The organism is Paraglaciecola sp. IT1134 (assembly GCF_058068185.1).
Window position 1 is genome coordinate 3,838,773 of sequence record NZ_CM176486.1, and the last position, 16,487, is coordinate 3,855,259.

15 protein-coding genes are annotated in these 16,487 nt (G+C 48.1%); 3 read left to right on the forward strand and 12 right to left on the reverse strand.

Annotated elements, in window-relative coordinates; genetic code table 11:
• Nucleotides 1-16 precede the first annotated feature (16 nt).
• On the forward strand, nt 17-394 hold the full coding sequence (locus tag AC3RV5_RS16775) for a type IV pilin protein (RefSeq protein WP_489728736.1): 378 nt from the start codon (nt 17-19) through the stop codon (nt 392-394).
• A gap of 98 nt (nt 395-492) precedes the next feature.
• A complete protein-coding gene (locus tag AC3RV5_RS16780) occupies nt 493-1,047 on the forward strand; it encodes a GspH/FimT family pseudopilin (RefSeq protein WP_489728737.1) in 555 nt (184 codons plus the stop codon).
• A gap of 23 nt (nt 1,048-1,070) precedes the next feature.
• Here the strand turns inward: AC3RV5_RS16780 and AC3RV5_RS16785 are convergent, their stop codons facing one another.
• From AC3RV5_RS16785 to murJ, 11 genes are all read right to left on the reverse strand, one after another.
• Entirely contained in the window at nt 1,071-1,544 is a 474-nt protein-coding gene (locus AC3RV5_RS16785; protein ID WP_489728738.1) for a type IV pilin protein, read from the reverse strand.
• Entirely contained in the window at nt 1,544-5,611 is a 4,068-nt protein-coding gene (locus AC3RV5_RS16790; protein WP_489732190.1) for a pilus assembly protein, read from the reverse strand. Before AC3RV5_RS16790 ends, AC3RV5_RS16785 begins: the two co-directional genes overlap by 1 nt.
• Nucleotides 5,612-5,637: 26 nt before the next feature.
• Nucleotides 5,638-6,201, reverse strand: a complete 564-nt coding sequence (locus tag AC3RV5_RS16795; protein WP_489728739.1) for a pilus assembly PilX family protein — start codon at nt 6,199-6,201, stop codon at nt 5,638-5,640.
• The gene (locus AC3RV5_RS16800; RefSeq protein ID WP_489732191.1) at nt 6,198-7,019 is read right to left on the reverse strand and encodes a PilW family protein; all 822 of its coding nucleotides are present in this window, start codon (nt 7,017-7,019) and stop codon (nt 6,198-6,200) included. The genes AC3RV5_RS16795 and AC3RV5_RS16800 overlap by 4 nt, the downstream gene beginning before the upstream one ends.
• Nucleotides 7,020-7,075: 56 nt before the next feature.
• Entirely contained in the window at nt 7,076-7,657 is a 582-nt protein-coding gene (locus AC3RV5_RS16805) for a pilus assembly protein PilV (protein ID WP_489728740.1), read from the reverse strand.
• 164 nt (nt 7,658-7,821) lie between these two features.
• Nucleotides 7,822-8,766, reverse strand: a complete 945-nt coding sequence (gene ispH / locus AC3RV5_RS16810; protein WP_489728741.1) for a 4-hydroxy-3-methylbut-2-enyl diphosphate reductase — start codon at nt 8,764-8,766, stop codon at nt 7,822-7,824.
• A 51-nt stretch (nt 8,767-8,817) separates the two neighbouring features.
• A complete protein-coding gene (gene fkpB / locus AC3RV5_RS16815; RefSeq protein ID WP_489728742.1) occupies nt 8,818-9,261 on the reverse strand; it encodes an FKBP-type peptidyl-prolyl cis-trans isomerase in 444 nt (147 codons plus the stop codon).
• Nucleotides 9,254-9,748 (reverse strand): signal peptidase II, encoded by a 495-nt coding sequence (gene lspA / locus AC3RV5_RS16820; RefSeq protein ID WP_489728743.1) that lies wholly within the window; start codon nt 9,746-9,748, stop codon nt 9,254-9,256. Before lspA ends, fkpB begins: the two co-directional genes overlap by 8 nt.
• On the reverse strand, nt 9,741-12,569 hold the full coding sequence (gene ileS / locus AC3RV5_RS16825) for an isoleucine--tRNA ligase (protein ID WP_489728744.1): 2,829 nt from the start codon (nt 12,567-12,569) through the stop codon (nt 9,741-9,743). The genes lspA and ileS overlap by 8 nt, the downstream gene beginning before the upstream one ends.
• 42 nt (nt 12,570-12,611) lie before the next feature.
• The gene (ribF, locus tag AC3RV5_RS16830) at nt 12,612-13,538 is read right to left on the reverse strand and encodes a bifunctional riboflavin kinase/FAD synthetase (RefSeq protein ID WP_489728745.1); all 927 of its coding nucleotides are present in this window, start codon (nt 13,536-13,538) and stop codon (nt 12,612-12,614) included.
• 136 nt (nt 13,539-13,674) lie between these two features.
• The gene (gene murJ, locus AC3RV5_RS16835; protein WP_489728746.1) at nt 13,675-15,246 is read right to left on the reverse strand and encodes a murein biosynthesis integral membrane protein MurJ; all 1,572 of its coding nucleotides are present in this window, start codon (nt 15,244-15,246) and stop codon (nt 13,675-13,677) included.
• A 322-nt stretch (nt 15,247-15,568) separates the two neighbouring features.
• Between murJ and rpsT the strand changes: the two genes are divergently transcribed.
• The gene (gene rpsT / locus AC3RV5_RS16840) at nt 15,569-15,832 is read left to right on the forward strand and encodes a 30S ribosomal protein S20 (protein WP_489728747.1); all 264 of its coding nucleotides are present in this window, start codon (nt 15,569-15,571) and stop codon (nt 15,830-15,832) included.
• 199 nt (nt 15,833-16,031) lie between these two features.
• Here rpsT and AC3RV5_RS16845 read toward each other — a convergent pair whose 3' ends face one another.
• Nucleotides 16,032-16,478, reverse strand: a complete 447-nt coding sequence (locus tag AC3RV5_RS16845) for a flavodoxin domain-containing protein (RefSeq protein WP_489728748.1) — start codon at nt 16,476-16,478, stop codon at nt 16,032-16,034.
• Nucleotides 16,479-16,487 lie beyond the last annotated feature (9 nt).

The window sequence follows — 16,487 nt, forward strand, 5'->3', positions numbered from 1 at the left end:
GATAAGTGACGGATAAATGCAGACCCAGACGGAACGTGGGGTGACCTTGTTGGAATTGATGATAGTAGTGGCGATTGTCGGTATCCTGTTAATGTTGGCTATGCCCAGCTATCAACAACAGATCCAGCATAGTCGCAGAGATGAGGGGATGACGCATTTGTTGCAATTGCATATCCAACAGGAGGTTTATCGTATCGCACAGCCCCGATACGCCAATACCGATCAGCTAGGCCTGCCAAGCAGTGAGTTTTATCGTTTCTCCGTGGAAAATGTAAGTCCGGTCACTTTCACGCTAAGTGCCACTGCGATCAATAGCCAAATATTGGATACACAGTGTAGGGTACTGTCCGTCGACCAAAGCATGACAAAAGTCCCCCGGGACTGCTGGCAATGACAAGCCATCTGAAGCTAATACCTTAGGGCCAGCGGCTATACCTTAAAATAGATAAAAACCTGTATGCTGTTATCTTTTGCAAAAAGATTGGGCACTCCTTGCAGTTATTATCTAAACAAACCGGCGTTACGCTAATAGAGTTGATGATATCAGTGAGCATAGTAGGTGTGCTGGCCACTACTGTGGCACCTAGCATGCAAAGCATGCTCATCAAAAATAGTATTACCGCCCAGATGAACGAACTTAGTGCCGTGGTGCAATATGCCCGCAGCCACGCGATAGATCAGCAAATAGACACCATCCTTTGTCCTTCCAGTGATTTTGCTACTTGCAACACTAATTGGCAGCAAGGTAAAATCGTGTTCGTCGACAGCAACGCCGACGGACGACGCAATGAAAATGAAGAATTGTTAGTGGCCAAAAGCGCCGTAAGCGCACCCAGTGTAGTCACAGGTCCGGCAATTGCACTGAGATTTTTAGCCAATGGTGCCACTAACACCCCGGCCAAAATAGTATTTTGCTCGCAAACAGGTGCCACTTCCCAAGCCAGGGCCTTGTTAATAAGCCTGCAAGGCCGGGTTAAAACCAGTATCGATAGCGATAAAAACGGCATCCATGAAGATATGAATGGCGTCCCCTTAAGTTGCAGCTAACCTAGCTTTTGGTACCAGTGGCTCTAACAACGCCAGCAATATTCTGCGTTGGCCAAGATAGCATCATTGTTTTGATCCCAGGCTTTTCGCCCATCACTATAAAAATATAATGTACCATTGTCGCCGCTAACTGGGGTCGCTTTGAGCCGGTAAGCTGTGCCCGTGGCCGACACACTTTCAATAACTAAATCATACTGTTTATTCGCTGCTGGTTCTCTGGCGGGAGAATGGTCGGAAAAAATGGCTGGCTTACCCGTATTCGCTCCCGCCAAGGCTGCACCGGCGTAAGTGAAATTAGCCGTCTTGTGGCGCTCCATGGTGCCAGCAAAAGCCATTAAATCCGCTTGGGCAGCACCGCGTTTGCTGTTTTGCAAATAACTCTGGTAACTCGGATAAGCGAGCATGCTAATAATGGCCACAATGCTCACCGCGACCATCAATTCTACTAATGAAAATCCCCCTTGCACCGGGATAGACGTCTGCATTTTTATATTCATTAATTTTGCCTTTCCGTTTCAGTTTTCCAACTGCTTTTTTGTACCCTTTCGAAGCGCCCATAAATATTCTGCGAAAGACAAGCAAAGGCAGAGCCACAGGCCACTTCATTGCCGTTTTCATCGATTTGAATCACGGCTGAAGCACACTCCGTGCCTAAGCACACCACAGGCTGCAATATATCTTCGATCAGAATTTTGCTATCCGGCGCAATTCCCGTTTGTTTTAACTGTGCGTAGCGGTCAACGTGCTCCCCTATACCATCGTGATCCATATCGACTACCGCATTGCCATTGATCAGCTCCACCAGATAAGCTCGGCCATTGCCCGTAGGCGGTGCACAGAGACTGTCGTTAGCGGTAGCGGGTAAGTAAGTAGTGAAAAACACCTGATAATTCAGTATTAAAGGCGATGCCAATACTTTCTCCCCTCCCGCGGCTAGCCTCACCAACCAGCCTGATCGGGAAGCAAACAATTCTGCTTGATATTGTTGTTCGCTACTGACGGCGGATGTCAGTAAATGGTCAGTTGCATCATACAAGTCGACGGTGGTGAAGCCACTAGCAGGCAAACTATAATTGCCATACTGGTCGAGATTAAATACACCAAAGTCTTTGATCATATAAAAGCTGTCGTTAATTTGCGCGTTCAGAGGATGGGCGCGATATCCTGACCCTATGGCTACAGCGTAAAAATGTTGATCACCGGTACTGATCTCTGACACATCCGGTGCATAATAGAAACGTCTGTTCTGCTCGTCCGTATCGCCCCCTAAACTGGCCAGTAATCCGCCGCTGACCAATTCGCTCAGGCTGTTGCCGTTATGGATATCCAGGCGAAATAACTGACCCCCTGTATCCGCCACATACATATGATCGGCAAATCCATCATTATCCCGATCAATTACCGACACTCTTGCCGGGACACTGTATTGCATGTCGGGCAAGAGTAAGTTGGCACCCGCGTTGCTCGCAGACCAGATAAGCTGGCCGCTGTCTGCATCCACGATAAATACGGCATTGCCCACTGTATCGGCGCTGCGCACTGCCTTATTATCCTGTTCAGGATCATAACCACCACCGAAGATCATGACATTTCTGACGGTTGCCCCGAGGCGAATTTTACTCAGGGTTGGCCTAGACCAGGTTTGCCCCAGCTTTTCAAAGCCCGGGCTGCCCCCCTGGATTTGATGCACTAAAATTGGTGCAGTTTTACTTGAAATATCAAAGGCGTAGTAATTTCGACCGCCCCTGCGCATGCCTAAATACAAATAAGTTTTGGCATCCACTTGACGCAATACCAGGTCACCGTCCAGGCCATAAATATGCTCAAGGCTCGATGTATCCCGATAAAAGTCATGCAGATTAGTCAATAATTGTTGCGGGATGATGGCAAAGTTTTCATCACCGGTTTGGGAATCAAAGGAATGTAAAAATCCTTGGTTAGTGGCTACCAGTATGGCGCTATCCGTCGGCGAATAATTAACAATCACCGGCTGGGAATGAATAGGGTCGCCCATTTGCAGACGCACATCGTTCGTTAAGCCATCGCCATCATCATCTTTAAGATCCACTCCCCGTACCCATTGTAACAAATTTGAACGCACGGTAGCGGCATCGGGCAGCGCCTCTATGCCCAGCTGTTGCAGGGTGATGTTGCTGTTGCTTTCATGAACTATATTGGCACTGGTAGCGATGTTACCCAACGCATTAAATACATACATATTACGCATTAGATCCATTCGGCTAGCGGCACCGCCTTGACGGACATCATTGCCATCGACCAGTACAGACCAATAACTATGCGAATTTTCAGAGAAGAATCCATTGCCCTCATCTATAGCGGGTAAGCCATTTTTATCCAAAATCGTATCGCCATCGATTTTGTATTTTTTCAGATTACCTGGCCATACATTCCCTTCAGCAGGCTTGAATAACGCAAAGTACAACTCGTCTTTATGAGTTAAACGATTGAGTTGGTTCACTGCAACGCCAGGAGAAACAAAAGTTGCGTTAACGTCTTTGACTGTTTTTAAAATAGATTGAAATGCACTGACCAACTGCAGGCTATTCTCTGCCTGATAGAAACCGCCGCCCCCTTGTAAAGCCAACTGATTTAAAAAACTGTTCGCCTGAGCGCTAGCGGCAAAACCTATGGTGTGGGTCACGACCCGGCTACCGATGACCGTATCTTCAGTATCGCCGATATTTTTAACTAGATTCAACCCGCATTTTTCGCCACCACTGCCCGAGCAGGACGCCGCCAACAGGGATTCAATTTTACCCACGCTATGATTATTGTTGGCCGCACCATCGGACAACAACACTATATGATTATTGGTCTGACATTGGCGGTCGACGACAGGCGAGATATAAGCTGCCCCGGCGGGAATACTCTGTTCAATACAGGCCGAAGAGCTTAAGTTATCTGCTTCACACCCCGCTGGTAAGTCAGCGTTCAGACCAGTGTAAGACAGCCTGTGGCTGACTCTTGTATTGCGCCTGACGGTATTACTCACCGAGTAATCACCTCGGCGTAATCCATAATCAACCGCTTTGCCACCGTAGTATAGTGCCGCCTCGTAAAGCGTATCTACGATAGGGGTATAGCCGCTAGCACTGAGTTCATCGACCTTGCTGATCAGATGCTGGCGTACGGTCGACGTATTGCTCGGCGTCGCCTGGCCTTGGTATTCAATGATCAGTTTTGCCGCGCCTGAAGGTCGGCCTGAATAGGTATAGGCGCCGCGGCTACCGATAAAATCAGATAAAATAAATAACATGTCGTTATTACGCAGCCAGTCGGGGCGATCGACCAATTGTTGCACTATGCTTTTCAGCGACGGAGTGCGATAACTGGTGTTTCGATACCATGTGGGGATGGCACTCCAGGTCACGGCTGTGGTTTTTGCCTTGTCGCGCAACAGGTACCTGGGATATTTTTTGAAACTGCCGGGATCTGCTTCATTGGCCGCCTGGATCACTAAGGATGCCGAACTAGATGAACTATTCTGATAGGCGCTAAATTCCAGATAGGCATTGCTGATGACCGCCCCTGGAGGCAACGCGATCTGCCTAAAACGTAAACCTATGTACGTATTACTAGAAGCATTAATCGTTAGCTCACTGCCGGTAGACTGATAGCCATCGGCTCTCTCTTCGGCATTATTTCTTTGTGAATCTATTTGGTAGGTCAGGCTGCCTTGCACACATCCGGTGGCCGTTGAATCGTCATAGACTACGACTAACTGGGGAGACAATCCGCCTCCCTGCTCAAAGGCTTCTGCAATGCGAGCGCTAGCGGCGCTTAAGCCCGTGCCAGTGATAAGTAAACTCAAGGCGTTGCCTCCACACCAGGCGGCTTGATCCACCACTTCTTGTAACACAGGGGTAAAATCAGCTGTTGCCACCGTTTCTCCTGCGGCTGGCCATTCGTTACCGATGTCCCAAGTGACTTCACTGAGGGTTTTGGTGCGTGCAGAAAGATTGTTATTGCCACCGGCAAAAGTGGTTGAGTTAGGCGTTAACTCGGCACTAAATACCAGGGTAGTGGCGGTGCTGTTAAAACTTTTTGAGGTGAAACGCAAATAGGCGCTGGTTATTGTCGCGCCTTGGGGCACATTGATATTTTGATAACGCAGTCCAGTGATGACGCTGGCCGTGCCTTGGGTAAGTGTTAAGGTATTGGCACTCAAATTGACCACAGAACTTATTTCGTTAGCATCGTCACTGCCTTGAATGATGGGTACGATCAACTCGGGCGTTACACTTTGATCAATCGCTCTGACTGGATACAATACTGGCCCCCCAAGATCGGAAAAGCGCATCAGCCCGGCATTAATGTTGGTCACCGAACTCAGGGTCTGTTTGAGAGCATTTTGTACCCTGAGCATACGCGATTCTGCGGTACCATCGGTGGCGGCCATACTGCCCGAAGTATCCATAATAAATAACACATTGGGATCGTATTTGACTAGCTCACTGGCGCTGCCCAAATAGATTTCTAAATCATCAGCCTGAGCCAGGAAACAAGCCAATATACAGCCCAAAACCCCAAGTCGACCTGTCATGCGTGATAAAATCATAATATTTCTCATTACTGTGAAGCAGGAGCAAACACCGCTGCAGTTAGACTATTGGCGACGATCAGTGGGCTACCTTGCTGCTGACCACATCCTTTAATAATAAATATATGGCAAGTTATATGACTACCGCCAATGACGTTACTCGAGCCAAGACAAGCTTGCTCGCGCACATAAGCGGTGCGTGACCAGCTATCCATGGGTGGGCGGTTAGCATAGGATCCGTTGGCCGTATGTTGATTGCCACCGACCAAGCCAGCAGCTGTGACTTGGCGATTGGTCCAGGTTAGATCTTCCTGGCAGCTTAACTGTTGATTTTGCAGATCAATCGCCACACTCTGTCTGGCATCTGTTAGCGGATCATCCAGTAACGGGTCGGTTAGCAAAATCTTGTCTTCTGACTCAAAAAGCACGCCCGCAATGGCTGCTTCTGCGGCATCAAATGCCAGTGTTTGGGTTTGCAATGAACTGGCCATCTTATTCTGCAACAGGCTGCTTGAAACCGAGGCGACTCCCAAGACCGTAATGCTCATCAATACCAATAAGGCGAATACCATGACTAAACCATCTTGTTTCATAATTTCCTGTTCCGCATAAAATTCTTCATATTTCTAAGGGTGACAGTGGTTTCAAACTGTTTAAACAATCCGTCTTCGCTGGCGACTATAGCTAGTTCATTAAGCAGTTTCACTTTAGGTTTAGGAGCGATCTTGACCGCCCCTTCCCCCTTTAATAAAAGAGCGATACGCACCGCTACTACCTGGCTGTTATTGGCAATCTCCGCCGCCAGTTCATCTGCCCTGGCATAACGTACTGGCTTGGCTGAATGATCGCCATTGACCCCGTGATTGGTCACGCCATAGAGCACCTGAAAACTGAACACATCGTCAAGCAAAGTGATGGCAATATTGTCCACAACTATATTTGCAGGGGTCTTGCCGCGTACCACTCGACCGTCATAACCCCGACATTTAAGCTGATTTTCTTCGACAAAATATTGGTTGATGACATAAAACTCCGTACCTGGCGGATACCCCAAGCTATTACCGCGGCAATCCGTACTACCTTGAAAACCCACGACCAGGGTATCGTTGGCGCCATTACTGCCCTGCATGGCACCTAACGTGGGCTGCAATACAAACTCATTGGGTAACAAAATCGGATGATTTTGCACAAAATCCGCTTCTTCCACCGTATCCACATCGCGATTCAATTGCACCGACAGTGGATCGTAGCGCCCTGTCATCAGGATTTCCCGGCGCAGCCTGGCGATGATAAAACGGCCGTTTTCCTGCACCGATGCAACCGAGCGGTTTAGTTTTTCAGTGACACTGGTGCTAACCATCACCTGAATAACGGCCCCGGAGATCACCAACCCCAAAGCCAGGGCGATCATCAGTTCAACCAGACTAAAGCCAGCGCTGGTGCGTATTGAATGACTACCGGTGCCACTCACAAAGTGGGGTCCAGGATGATACAAGCATGGGGAGTAGGTTGATCGACATTGCAGTCTGGATTAAGAATACCTTGATTGTCCTGCCAGTTTTCGATAGGCCAGGACAGTATGATGCGCTGACGCGAGCCCACACTGCACAAATCGGCGTCCGCCGGGTTATTGTCATTACAGGTCAAGCCAATCTTGACAATGGGGTTTGCAGACGTAGCCGCACACGACACCTCATAGGCATCAAATACAGCGAACTGCGCCGCACTGCACAGATTAGCATGGCAATCAGGAATAGTAGCCGGTAAGGCCAGACAGTAACATTGTTCCGGCGTACCGCCGTCTGGGCAACTCAAGTTGGTAAAATTGTATAGCTCGGGACTGAAGTAGTCATTGTGCACCACCAGCCCATTCCCTGTAGCTGAAAGGCTGGCACTGGCACGCAGTCGCTCACTAAATTGCTGGGCCACCAACAGCGATTGGCTACGATTAAGCGCATCGGCATTAGAAAAAGCACTGACAAATTGTAACGATGCCACACCCAACAAACCGATAGACAGGATAAACAGCGTCACCAACACTTCTATCATGCCAATACCCGCTACCCTGCCGCGCGTTGATAGCGCTAACGTACTAGCTGGTTGAAAACTGAATGTAGAAATGTGTGAGAACCTTTTTATACTACCGGGTAAACTTAGCTTAACTCACTATAGGCGTACAAAGGTTATCGGCTTTAGGATAAAGGTATCAGTCCCTAGACTATTTGTTTTACCCGCAACTCTTTAGGCACGGCAAATTCAATATTTTCCGCTCGTCCACTACGCTCCGTGGCACTGACCGCCCCCCACTCCTTGAGCCGCTCGACGACGCCCTGCACCAACACTTCCGGGGCTGAGGCCCCAGCCGTTACGCCTATATGCTGGGCTCCTTGCAGCCACTGACGCTGAATGCAATTGGCATCGGCGATCAAGTGGGCCTTGGCCCCAATTTTTTCTGCCAGCTCCCGCAATCTATTTGAGTTAGAACTATTTTGCGCTCCCACCACTAACAACACGTCACAATCGGCGGATAACTCGCGTACCGAATCCTGGCGATTTTGGGTGGCATAACAAATATCATCTTTGCGCGGCCCTTCAATCGCCGGAAATTTTTCACGTAAAGCGTCGATGACGTCTGCGGTGTCATCAACCGACAGGGTTGTTTGGCTGCAATAATATAAGGCCTGGGGGTTTTTAACGCTTAAACTTGCCACGTCAGATACCGATTCAACCAGATATATACCGCCCTTGGCGTTGTCATACTGTCCCATAGTCCCCTCCACCTCAGGATGCCCTTGGTGGCCAATCAATATACATTCCGTTCCTTTTGAACTGGCGCGCATGACTTCCATATGCACCTTGGTGACCAGCGGACAAGTTGCATCAAACACCTTAAGACCCCGTCTAGATGCTTCGCTGCGTACTGCCTGTGACACGCCATGGGCCGAGAAAATCACAATACTGTTATCGGGTACTTCACCTAATTCGTCGACAAACACCGCACCTCGGGCCTTTAACCCATCCACCACAAATTTGTTATGAACCACTTCATGACGCACGTAAATAGGGGGAGAAAAGATTTCCAACGCGCGCTCGACTATGGTGATGGCGCGGTCGACACCGGCACAAAAGCCACGGGGATTAGCCAGATGAATTTGCATATATTTTCCTGTTAATCGGTTATCCAAGTTTGGCCCCTGAGACAGCTAAACTCAAACAACCGATAAAATTTCTACGTCAAAAGTAATAGTTTGCCCGGCCAGCGGATGATTAAAATCTACCGTGACCGACTCTCCGGCTACCGAGCGAACTATGCCTGGTAACTCACTGCCATCAGGCTGGGAAAAGGCCATAATCATGCCTTCCTCGGCCGGCGTTTCGGTGCTGAATTTGCTGCGATCCAGATGATAAATATTATCCGGGTTGGGTTGGCCGAACGCTTCGCTGGGCTCAAGGGTAAAGGATTTTTTATCCCCTGCACACAAGCCCAGTAAACATTGTTCGAAGCCTGGGGTTAAATTGCCATCACCTATGCGTAACTTGGCGGGTTTGTTAGCCACTCTAGTACTGTCGGCGGCAGAGCCATCGGCGAGTTTTAAATCAAAATGCAGCACGACCTCACTGTTTTCACCTATAACTTGGGATTGATCAGTCATGCTTTTTATCCTTGCTGGTAAACATGTCGACGATCATTAATATCGCCCCTAAACATATGGCGCTGTCAGCCACATTGAAGGCTGGCCAGTACCAGTCCTGATAATAAAATACCAAAAAATCGATAACGTAACCATGGATCATACGATCATAAACGTTACCCAAAGCGCCACCCAAAATCAGTGAAAACGCCACGGGCAATAACACCTGTTTGCGGCTGGTTTCTTTAAGCCACCACAAAATTAAACCACTGACGCCAAAGGCAATGATGGTAAAAAACCAGCGTTGCCAGCCTCCGGCATCACTCAAAAAACTAAAAGCGGCACCATAATTATAGACGTGAGTCAGATTAAAAAAGGAGGTGTACTGGATGGCTTGGTAAGGTTCCAGGTTGGCTACAATCCAATGTTTACTTAGCTGATCGAGCACAAATGCCAGCGCAGCCAGCCACAAGAAACGCATACCCGTTTGTCTGAATAAATTAAGCATAGGCTCGAGTCTCCCCCTCACCATCGACATTGGTGACACAACGGTCACATAATTCCGGGTGAGCAGCGGTGTTACCCACATCTTCCCGGTAATGCCAACAGCGCGTGCATTTCTGTCCTTGTGAGGCACTGATCTGCAGCCACAATCCCGGAACCTCTGTGACTTGTGCATTTTCAGGCGCAACAGACACTTGCTCCACTGTCGCTGCGGAGGTGATCAACACAAAACGTAATTCATCTTGCAACTTTGCCAAGGTGCGGGCGAGGTCGGCATTGGCAAATATTTTGACTTCAGCCTGGAGTGAGCCACCTATAGTGCCTTCTTTTCTGGCCAGTTCAATGCTGCGGTTCACCTCATCCTTAACCGCCATGACTTGCAACCAGAACGCATTGTTGAATTGGGTCTGCTCGTGCTGGGCACTCAACCCCTGATACCAGTTGCCAGTGAATACAAACTCATCTTCTTGCCAAGGCATTTCTTGCCAAAGTTCCTGAGCAGTAAAACTCATTATGGGCGCCATCCAGCGAACCAGCGCTTCGACTATATGATAAAGCGCACTTTGACAGGAACGACGTGCCACGCTATCGCCCTTAGCCGTGTATTGGCGGTCCTTAATAATATCCAGATAAAAACTGCCCATTTCAATGGAACAAAAATGCATTAATTTCTGGGTCACAGCGAGCAGATCATATTGCTCGTAGGCCTGGACAATTTCTTGTTGAATAGTATTGGCACGACTCACGGCCCATTTATCCAGTTCAACCATGTCATCAAAGGGCACTAAATCTGTTTTAGGATCAAAACCATTTAAGTTAGCCAAAAAGAAGCGGGCCGTGTTACGTATACGCCGGTAGGCATCTGCCGAACGTTTAAGAATTTCATCGGAAACGGCAATTTCACTACGGTAATCCGTTGATGCTACCCACAATCGCAGAATATCCGCACCAAGTTTGTTGGTCACTTGTTGGGGTGCAACCGTGTTACCCAACGACTTCGACATCTTTTTGCCATTACCATCGACCACAAATCCATGGGTCAGTACTTGTTTGTAAGGTGCATGTCCGGTGGTCGCAACTGACGTCATCAAGGACGACATAAACCAGCCACGGTGTTGATCCGAGCCCTCAAGGTATAAATCTGCTGAGGCAGGAATATCTTCCCGTCGGTCAACCACAAAATAATGGCTTACACCCGAGTCAAACCACACATCCAGGGTATCGAGTACTTTGACATAGGTATCGGCATCGTCACCGAGCATGTCCCGGCTATCGATATCCCACCAGGCTTGAATTCCTTGTGACGCGACTTTTTCAGCGACTTCTTCGATCAGCCTGTCGGTGTCAGGATGCAAGGCGCCGCTATCTTGATGTACAAACAGCGCGATGGGCACGCCCCAGGTACGCTGACGAGAGATACACCAATCCGGGCGACCGGCCACCATATTTTCAATGCGGCTGGCACCCCACTCGGGGATCCACTGCGTCTTATGAATTTCCTTGATGGATGCTGCGCGTAAGCCATTTTTATCCATACTAATAAACCACTGTGGCGTCGCTCGAAATATCAGCGGCGTTTTATGGCGCCAGCAATGTGGATAGCTATGGCTGTATTTGTGATGATGCATCAAGGCACCACGCTCGCCTAATACCTCAACTATATGTTCATTGGCTTTGAATACATGTTCACCGGCAAATAACTCCGTGCCTTCAACAAATACACCATTGGCCCCCACAGGGTTGGCCACTTCAAGCTGGTAATTGCGCCCAACATTGAAATCTTCCACACCGTGGCCCGGCGCGGTGTGCACACAACCCGTGCCCGACTCGGTAGTGACGTGATCACCGAGGATCAGCGGCACCGTAAAATCATAAAAAGGGTGGTTAACCTGCTGATTCTCAAGGGCCTGGCCCAAACACACCGCCAATACCTGATGTTCACTAAAGCCGAAACGTTGCAGACATTCTTCAAGTAAGTCACTGGCCAGTAATAAACGCTCGGGGCCTTGAATACCCGTGACTTGCACCAAACTGTATTCCAGGCCCGGGTTAAGCGCGACCGCGCGGTTAGCCGGTAATGTCCAAGGCGTAGTGGTCCAGATAACCACCGAAATAGTGCCCTGTCCGCCGTTGTTAGCAAGTGTGTCAAAACTGTTCAAGAAAGCCTGTTCATCTGACACTGCAAAACGCACATCTATGGAGGGGGACACTTTGTCCTGATATTCCACTTCGGCTTCTGCCAATGCCGAGCCGCAATCCGTACACCAATGCACAGGCTTGAAACCTTTTTCAAGGTGGCCTGAGCGCACTATGTTGCCCAGCTCGCGAATGATGTCCGCTTCAGATTGGTAATCCATGGTTTTATACGGCTTATCCCATTCCCCCAGAACGCCAAGACGAATAAAGTCAGCTTTTTGCCCGGCAATTTGCTTTTCTGCATATTCCCGGCATTTTTGTCTAAATTGTGCCGCCGTGACTTTTTTGCCTGGTTTACCGACTTTCTTTTCCACCATCAATTCGATAGGCAAGCCGTGACAATCCCAACCAGGCACATAAGGGGCGTCGAAGCCCGATAACGTTTTGGCTTTGACGATCACATCTTTGAGAATTTTATTTACTGCATGACCAATATGGATATCGCCATTGGCGTAAGGAGGGCCGTCATGCAAAATAAAGGTTGGTTTACCTTTTTTAGCTGCACGAATTTTGTGATACAGCTGCTTTTCGGTCCACTGCTGTAACATTTTGGGCTCGCGCTGAGCCAGGTTGCCACGCATGGGAAACTCGGTCTCAGGTAAATTCAAAGTATGTTTATAATCGCTCATTGATTGCTAAATCCAAAAATCGTCGTTGGTCACTATTAAATTTTAGTTAATACCCATCAGCTGTTTAGCTTGCTGGGCATCACGTTGTATTTGTTGATGTAAAAATTCGAATGAATCAAACTTGATCTCATCTCGCAATTTCACCCTTATCGCCACTGAAATAAAGTGACCATAAAGATTGCCAGTAAAATCAAATATATGCACTTCAAGTTGTGAACGCTGGCCGTTCACCGTTGGTCGGCTGCCAATATTCGCCACCCCAGCGTACTCCTGCCCATTTATATCAACCTGCACAGCAAACACGCCATTAATCGGCGCCTTGCAGCGCTTGAGCAATAAATTGGCGGTGGGGAAACCTATAGTGCGTCCTTTTTTGTCGCCGTGTAACACTTTGCCGGCAATGGTAAAGGGTCTGCCCAACATTTTTTCTGCCAGCACAAAATCATCGTTGTGTAAGGCATCACGCACTGCCGTTGAACTGATGCGGCAATTTTCTACCCGAAAACTTTGGGTACTGACCACGGCAAATTGACATTTTTGCCCTTCGGTCCGCAACATGGCGAAATCCCCTACCCGGCCTTTGCCAAAGCGAAAGTCATCCCCCACCACTAAATATTTAACCCCAAGATCGCCTACCAGCAGTTGCTGCACAAAATATTCTGCACTGTAGGCAGCAAAACGCCTGTCGAATTTTATACACAACAACCGATCAACCCCTAAGGCTTTAAGTTGAATGTACTTGTCACGCAACAGACTCAGACGTGCCGGGGCCCGGGTTGGATTGAACAACTCTTCAGGCTGGGGTTCAAACACCATAACGGTAGAAGGCAAACCCAGCTCTCGCGCTTTTACGATCACCTGGCTCAATACCGCTTGGTGACCTAGGTGGACTCCGTCAAACTTGCCAATTGTCAATACACAACCCCGATGTTTGTCGCGAAGGTTGTGTAAACCGCGGATTAATTCCACCCTGTTCCTCTAATAACGTATATGCCCTTCGCCGCCTGAGCTGCCATGCGCACAGCCAATATATTGGCCAAATTCAAAACGAAGGATTATAACTAACTACGCGCATAGTTACAGCCCGTAATAGGCTGTGTGCACATTAATTTAACTGAATAACCCGGGATTTAAGTTGTCCTGGCCGGATACCTATTGCTAACCCACTGATTATAAACACCAAAGCCGCCCCCCCTATCATAATGCTCAGGTGCAAACTTTGCTGCATCAGCGACCAGGTCAGCCAACTGTCAATACTCGGTCTGAAATATAGCAGGGCTGCAGACATCATTAAGGTTGCCGTCAAAACTTTAGCCAGAAAGGCCAGCGTACTGGCCGATACGCGATACACGTCTAATTGATGCAATTTGGCATAAAGCAATCCGGCATTCATGGTTGCCGACATACTAGTGGCAATAGCCAAGCCTAAATAGCCAAAGGGGATAGCGAAAATCAAATTGAACAGCATATTCATTGCCATACACCAGATGCCATATTTAACCGGAGTTTTGGTATCTTGACGGGAGAAAAACCCCGGAGCGAAGACCTTGACTAACATAAAACTTAACAGGCCAGTGGCATAGGCAATCAAACTATAAGAGGCCAGAGTGGCGTCCAAGGCAGTAAATTCGCCGCGGTGAAATAGTACCAATAACATAGGCTCTGCTAAGATCATCAAGCCTGCAGAGGCCGGGATCCCCAGCAAACAAATTATTTTTAAGGCCCAGTCTATATTGGCACTAAAGGCTTTATGATCACTGGTGACGTGATTGCGCGACAAGGTCGGTAAGATCACGGTGGCAATGGCAATACCAAACAACCCAAGCGGGAACTCCAACAGACGATCCGAGTAATACAGCCAACTGATCGAACCTGTGACCAAGAAACTGGCAATAAACGTATCCAATAACAGATTTAGCTGACCAACCGACACCCCAAATAAGGCAGGAAGCATTAATTTACGCACCTTGGTCACTTGGGGATCTGACCAGCCCCATTGGGGTTTAACCAATAATCCGGCTCGGTGTAAAAATGGAAGTTGAAAGGCAAATTGCAAAATTCCGCCAATAAACACCCCCCACGCCAGCGCAAAGCCCGGTTCTTCGAAGCTGTCAGCCATAAATAACGCGCAACTAATAATAGCCACATTCAGCAATACCGGGGTAAACGCCGCGACGGCAAACTGGTTTAAGGTATTGAGAATGGCGCCCGTCAGCCCCGCCAAAGAGATAAACATCAAATAGGGGAACGTGATTTTTAACATCAAGGATGCCAGCTCGAATTTGGCCCCTTGAGGTTCATCGTTAAGGTATTCGACAAACCAGCCAGCGCCAAACAATGCCGTAACAACGGGCGAACCAATTACCCCGAAAAAAGTCACCACAGTAACCACAACTCCCAGGGTGCCGGAAACTTTGGCCACAAATTGTTTAAGTGCCTGTTTATCATCCTGATTATGCACTTCAGTTAATACCGGGATAAACGCTTGGGCAAAAGCACCTTCGGCAAATAAGCGGCGCAGGAAGTTGGGAATTTTATTGGCGAAAAAAAACACATCTGCAGCGGCCCCTGCGCCCATCAAATTGGCGACAACGACATCCCGCACCAGGCCCAATACCCTTGAGATGAAAGTCATGCAACTGACAATTAATCCCGACTTCAACAATCGATTCGACACTCGGCTTCCTTAGGGGAAAATACGTAAAGCAAATAATGGTTGCGCATTATGCGCTAAGGCCAAAACAGTTAGAAGTGCTGTCAGAAAAAACAGCAGCCTTTGTTGAAGTAAAACAAGAGACCTACGGTTAGCCTGGGTCATAAAATCAGGCAAAAAGTACACAACTTTGGTTTTCATTCAGCAGATAACTCGGTATAAACTTAATCTCGCATCATAAGGAGTCTTATGCATATTTATGCCGTAAAAGCATTTGACAAAGTCTGCTTTGGTAGGCACAATCCGCACCCTTGAATTTTGACTAGAATTTTTTGGGAGTTCCAACTTGGCTAACATCAAGTCTGCTAAGAAACGTGCACTACAATCTGAGAAACGTCGCCAGCATAACGCTAGCCGTCGCTCGATGACACGTACATCTTTAAAGAAAGTACTTGCAGCTATCGCCTCTGGTGATAAAGCTGCTGCTCAAACTGCATACACTGCAGTAACACCTTTGCTTGATCGTATGGCAACTAAAGGTTTGATCCATAAAAATAAAGCTGCTCGTCATAAGAGCCGTTTGTCTGCACAGATTAAAGCCTTGGCTTAATATCAGTACAGAAGCTTAAATGATAAAAAGCGCTTAGGCGCTTTTTTTATGCCTGGCGTTTAACAAGTCCTGCCCACTTTGGGGGTTTGATTATCGCCAGGCTTAATGTACCCATAGCCACTAAGGTGCGTACAATCGCTAAAAGGGAAAGGCACAGAGTTCCCAGTAGCGCCCATGTTATTGTTTGATACTGACGCTGTCAGCTAAATTGCGGCACCAACTTCTCCAGCCAGGCCAGCGCTTCTATTTCCGGTTCCAGGGTTTCACACGCATCTATTCTTAATAATTCAGCCACAGGTGTACCTTGCAATTCGAGTAACAAGGCTTGTATTTGTTCGCCCGCACCACAGAATGAATCACAATAGCTGCTGTCCCCTAAACCTATTACCGCGAAGGGTTTTTGTGCCATCAAAGGAAACATGTCTCGCAAGTCGGAGATGAAAAATTCCAAATTAGGGGGGATATCTCCCTGGCCTGTAGTGGAGCTGATGAATATATAACCCGCACTGTTTTTGAAATCATCAATACTGGGATCATCATACAATTTATTTTTCACCCCCTTACTCGTCAGCATGGTTTGTACTTGTTCCGCCACATGTTGTGCATTGCCGTAAACCGACCCCACAAATATACCTACTCCACTCATATTCCTGTT

Excerpts from the sequence above, each read along its gene's own strand:
- AC3RV5_RS16775 (WP_489728736.1), top strand. The coding sequence starts at position 17 with ATGCAGACCCAGACGGAACGTGGGGTGACCTTGTTGGAATTGATGATA.
- lspA (WP_489728743.1), bottom strand. The coding sequence starts at position 9,748 with ATGCTTAATTTATTCAGACAAACGGGTATGCGTTTCTTGTGGCTGGCT.
- ispH (WP_489728741.1), bottom strand. The coding sequence starts at position 8,766 with ATGCAAATTCATCTGGCTAATCCCCGTGGCTTTTGTGCCGGTGTCGAC.
- ileS (WP_489728744.1), bottom strand. The coding sequence starts at position 12,569 with ATGAGCGATTATAAACATACTTTGAATTTACCTGAGACCGAGTTTCCC.
- AC3RV5_RS16785 (WP_489728738.1), bottom strand. The coding sequence starts at position 1,544 with ATGAATATAAAAATGCAGACGTCTATCCCGGTGCAAGGGGGATTTTCA.
- AC3RV5_RS16790 (WP_489732190.1), bottom strand. The coding sequence starts at position 5,611 with ATGACAGGTCGACTTGGGGTTTTGGGCTGTATATTGGCTTGTTTCCTG.
- AC3RV5_RS16805 (WP_489728740.1), bottom strand. The coding sequence starts at position 7,657 with ATGATAGAAGTGTTGGTGACGCTGTTTATCCTGTCTATCGGTTTGTTG.
- AC3RV5_RS16845 (WP_489728748.1), bottom strand. The coding sequence starts at position 16,478 with ATGAGTGGAGTAGGTATATTTGTGGGGTCGGTTTACGGCAATGCACAA.
- AC3RV5_RS16795 (WP_489728739.1), bottom strand. The coding sequence starts at position 6,201 with ATGAAACAAGATGGTTTAGTCATGGTATTCGCCTTATTGGTATTGATG.
- AC3RV5_RS16800 (WP_489732191.1), bottom strand. The coding sequence starts at position 7,019 with ATGATCGCCCTGGCTTTGGGGTTGGTGATCTCCGGGGCCGTTATTCAG.
- fkpB (WP_489728742.1), bottom strand. The coding sequence starts at position 9,261 with ATGACTGATCAATCCCAAGTTATAGGTGAAAACAGTGAGGTCGTGCTG.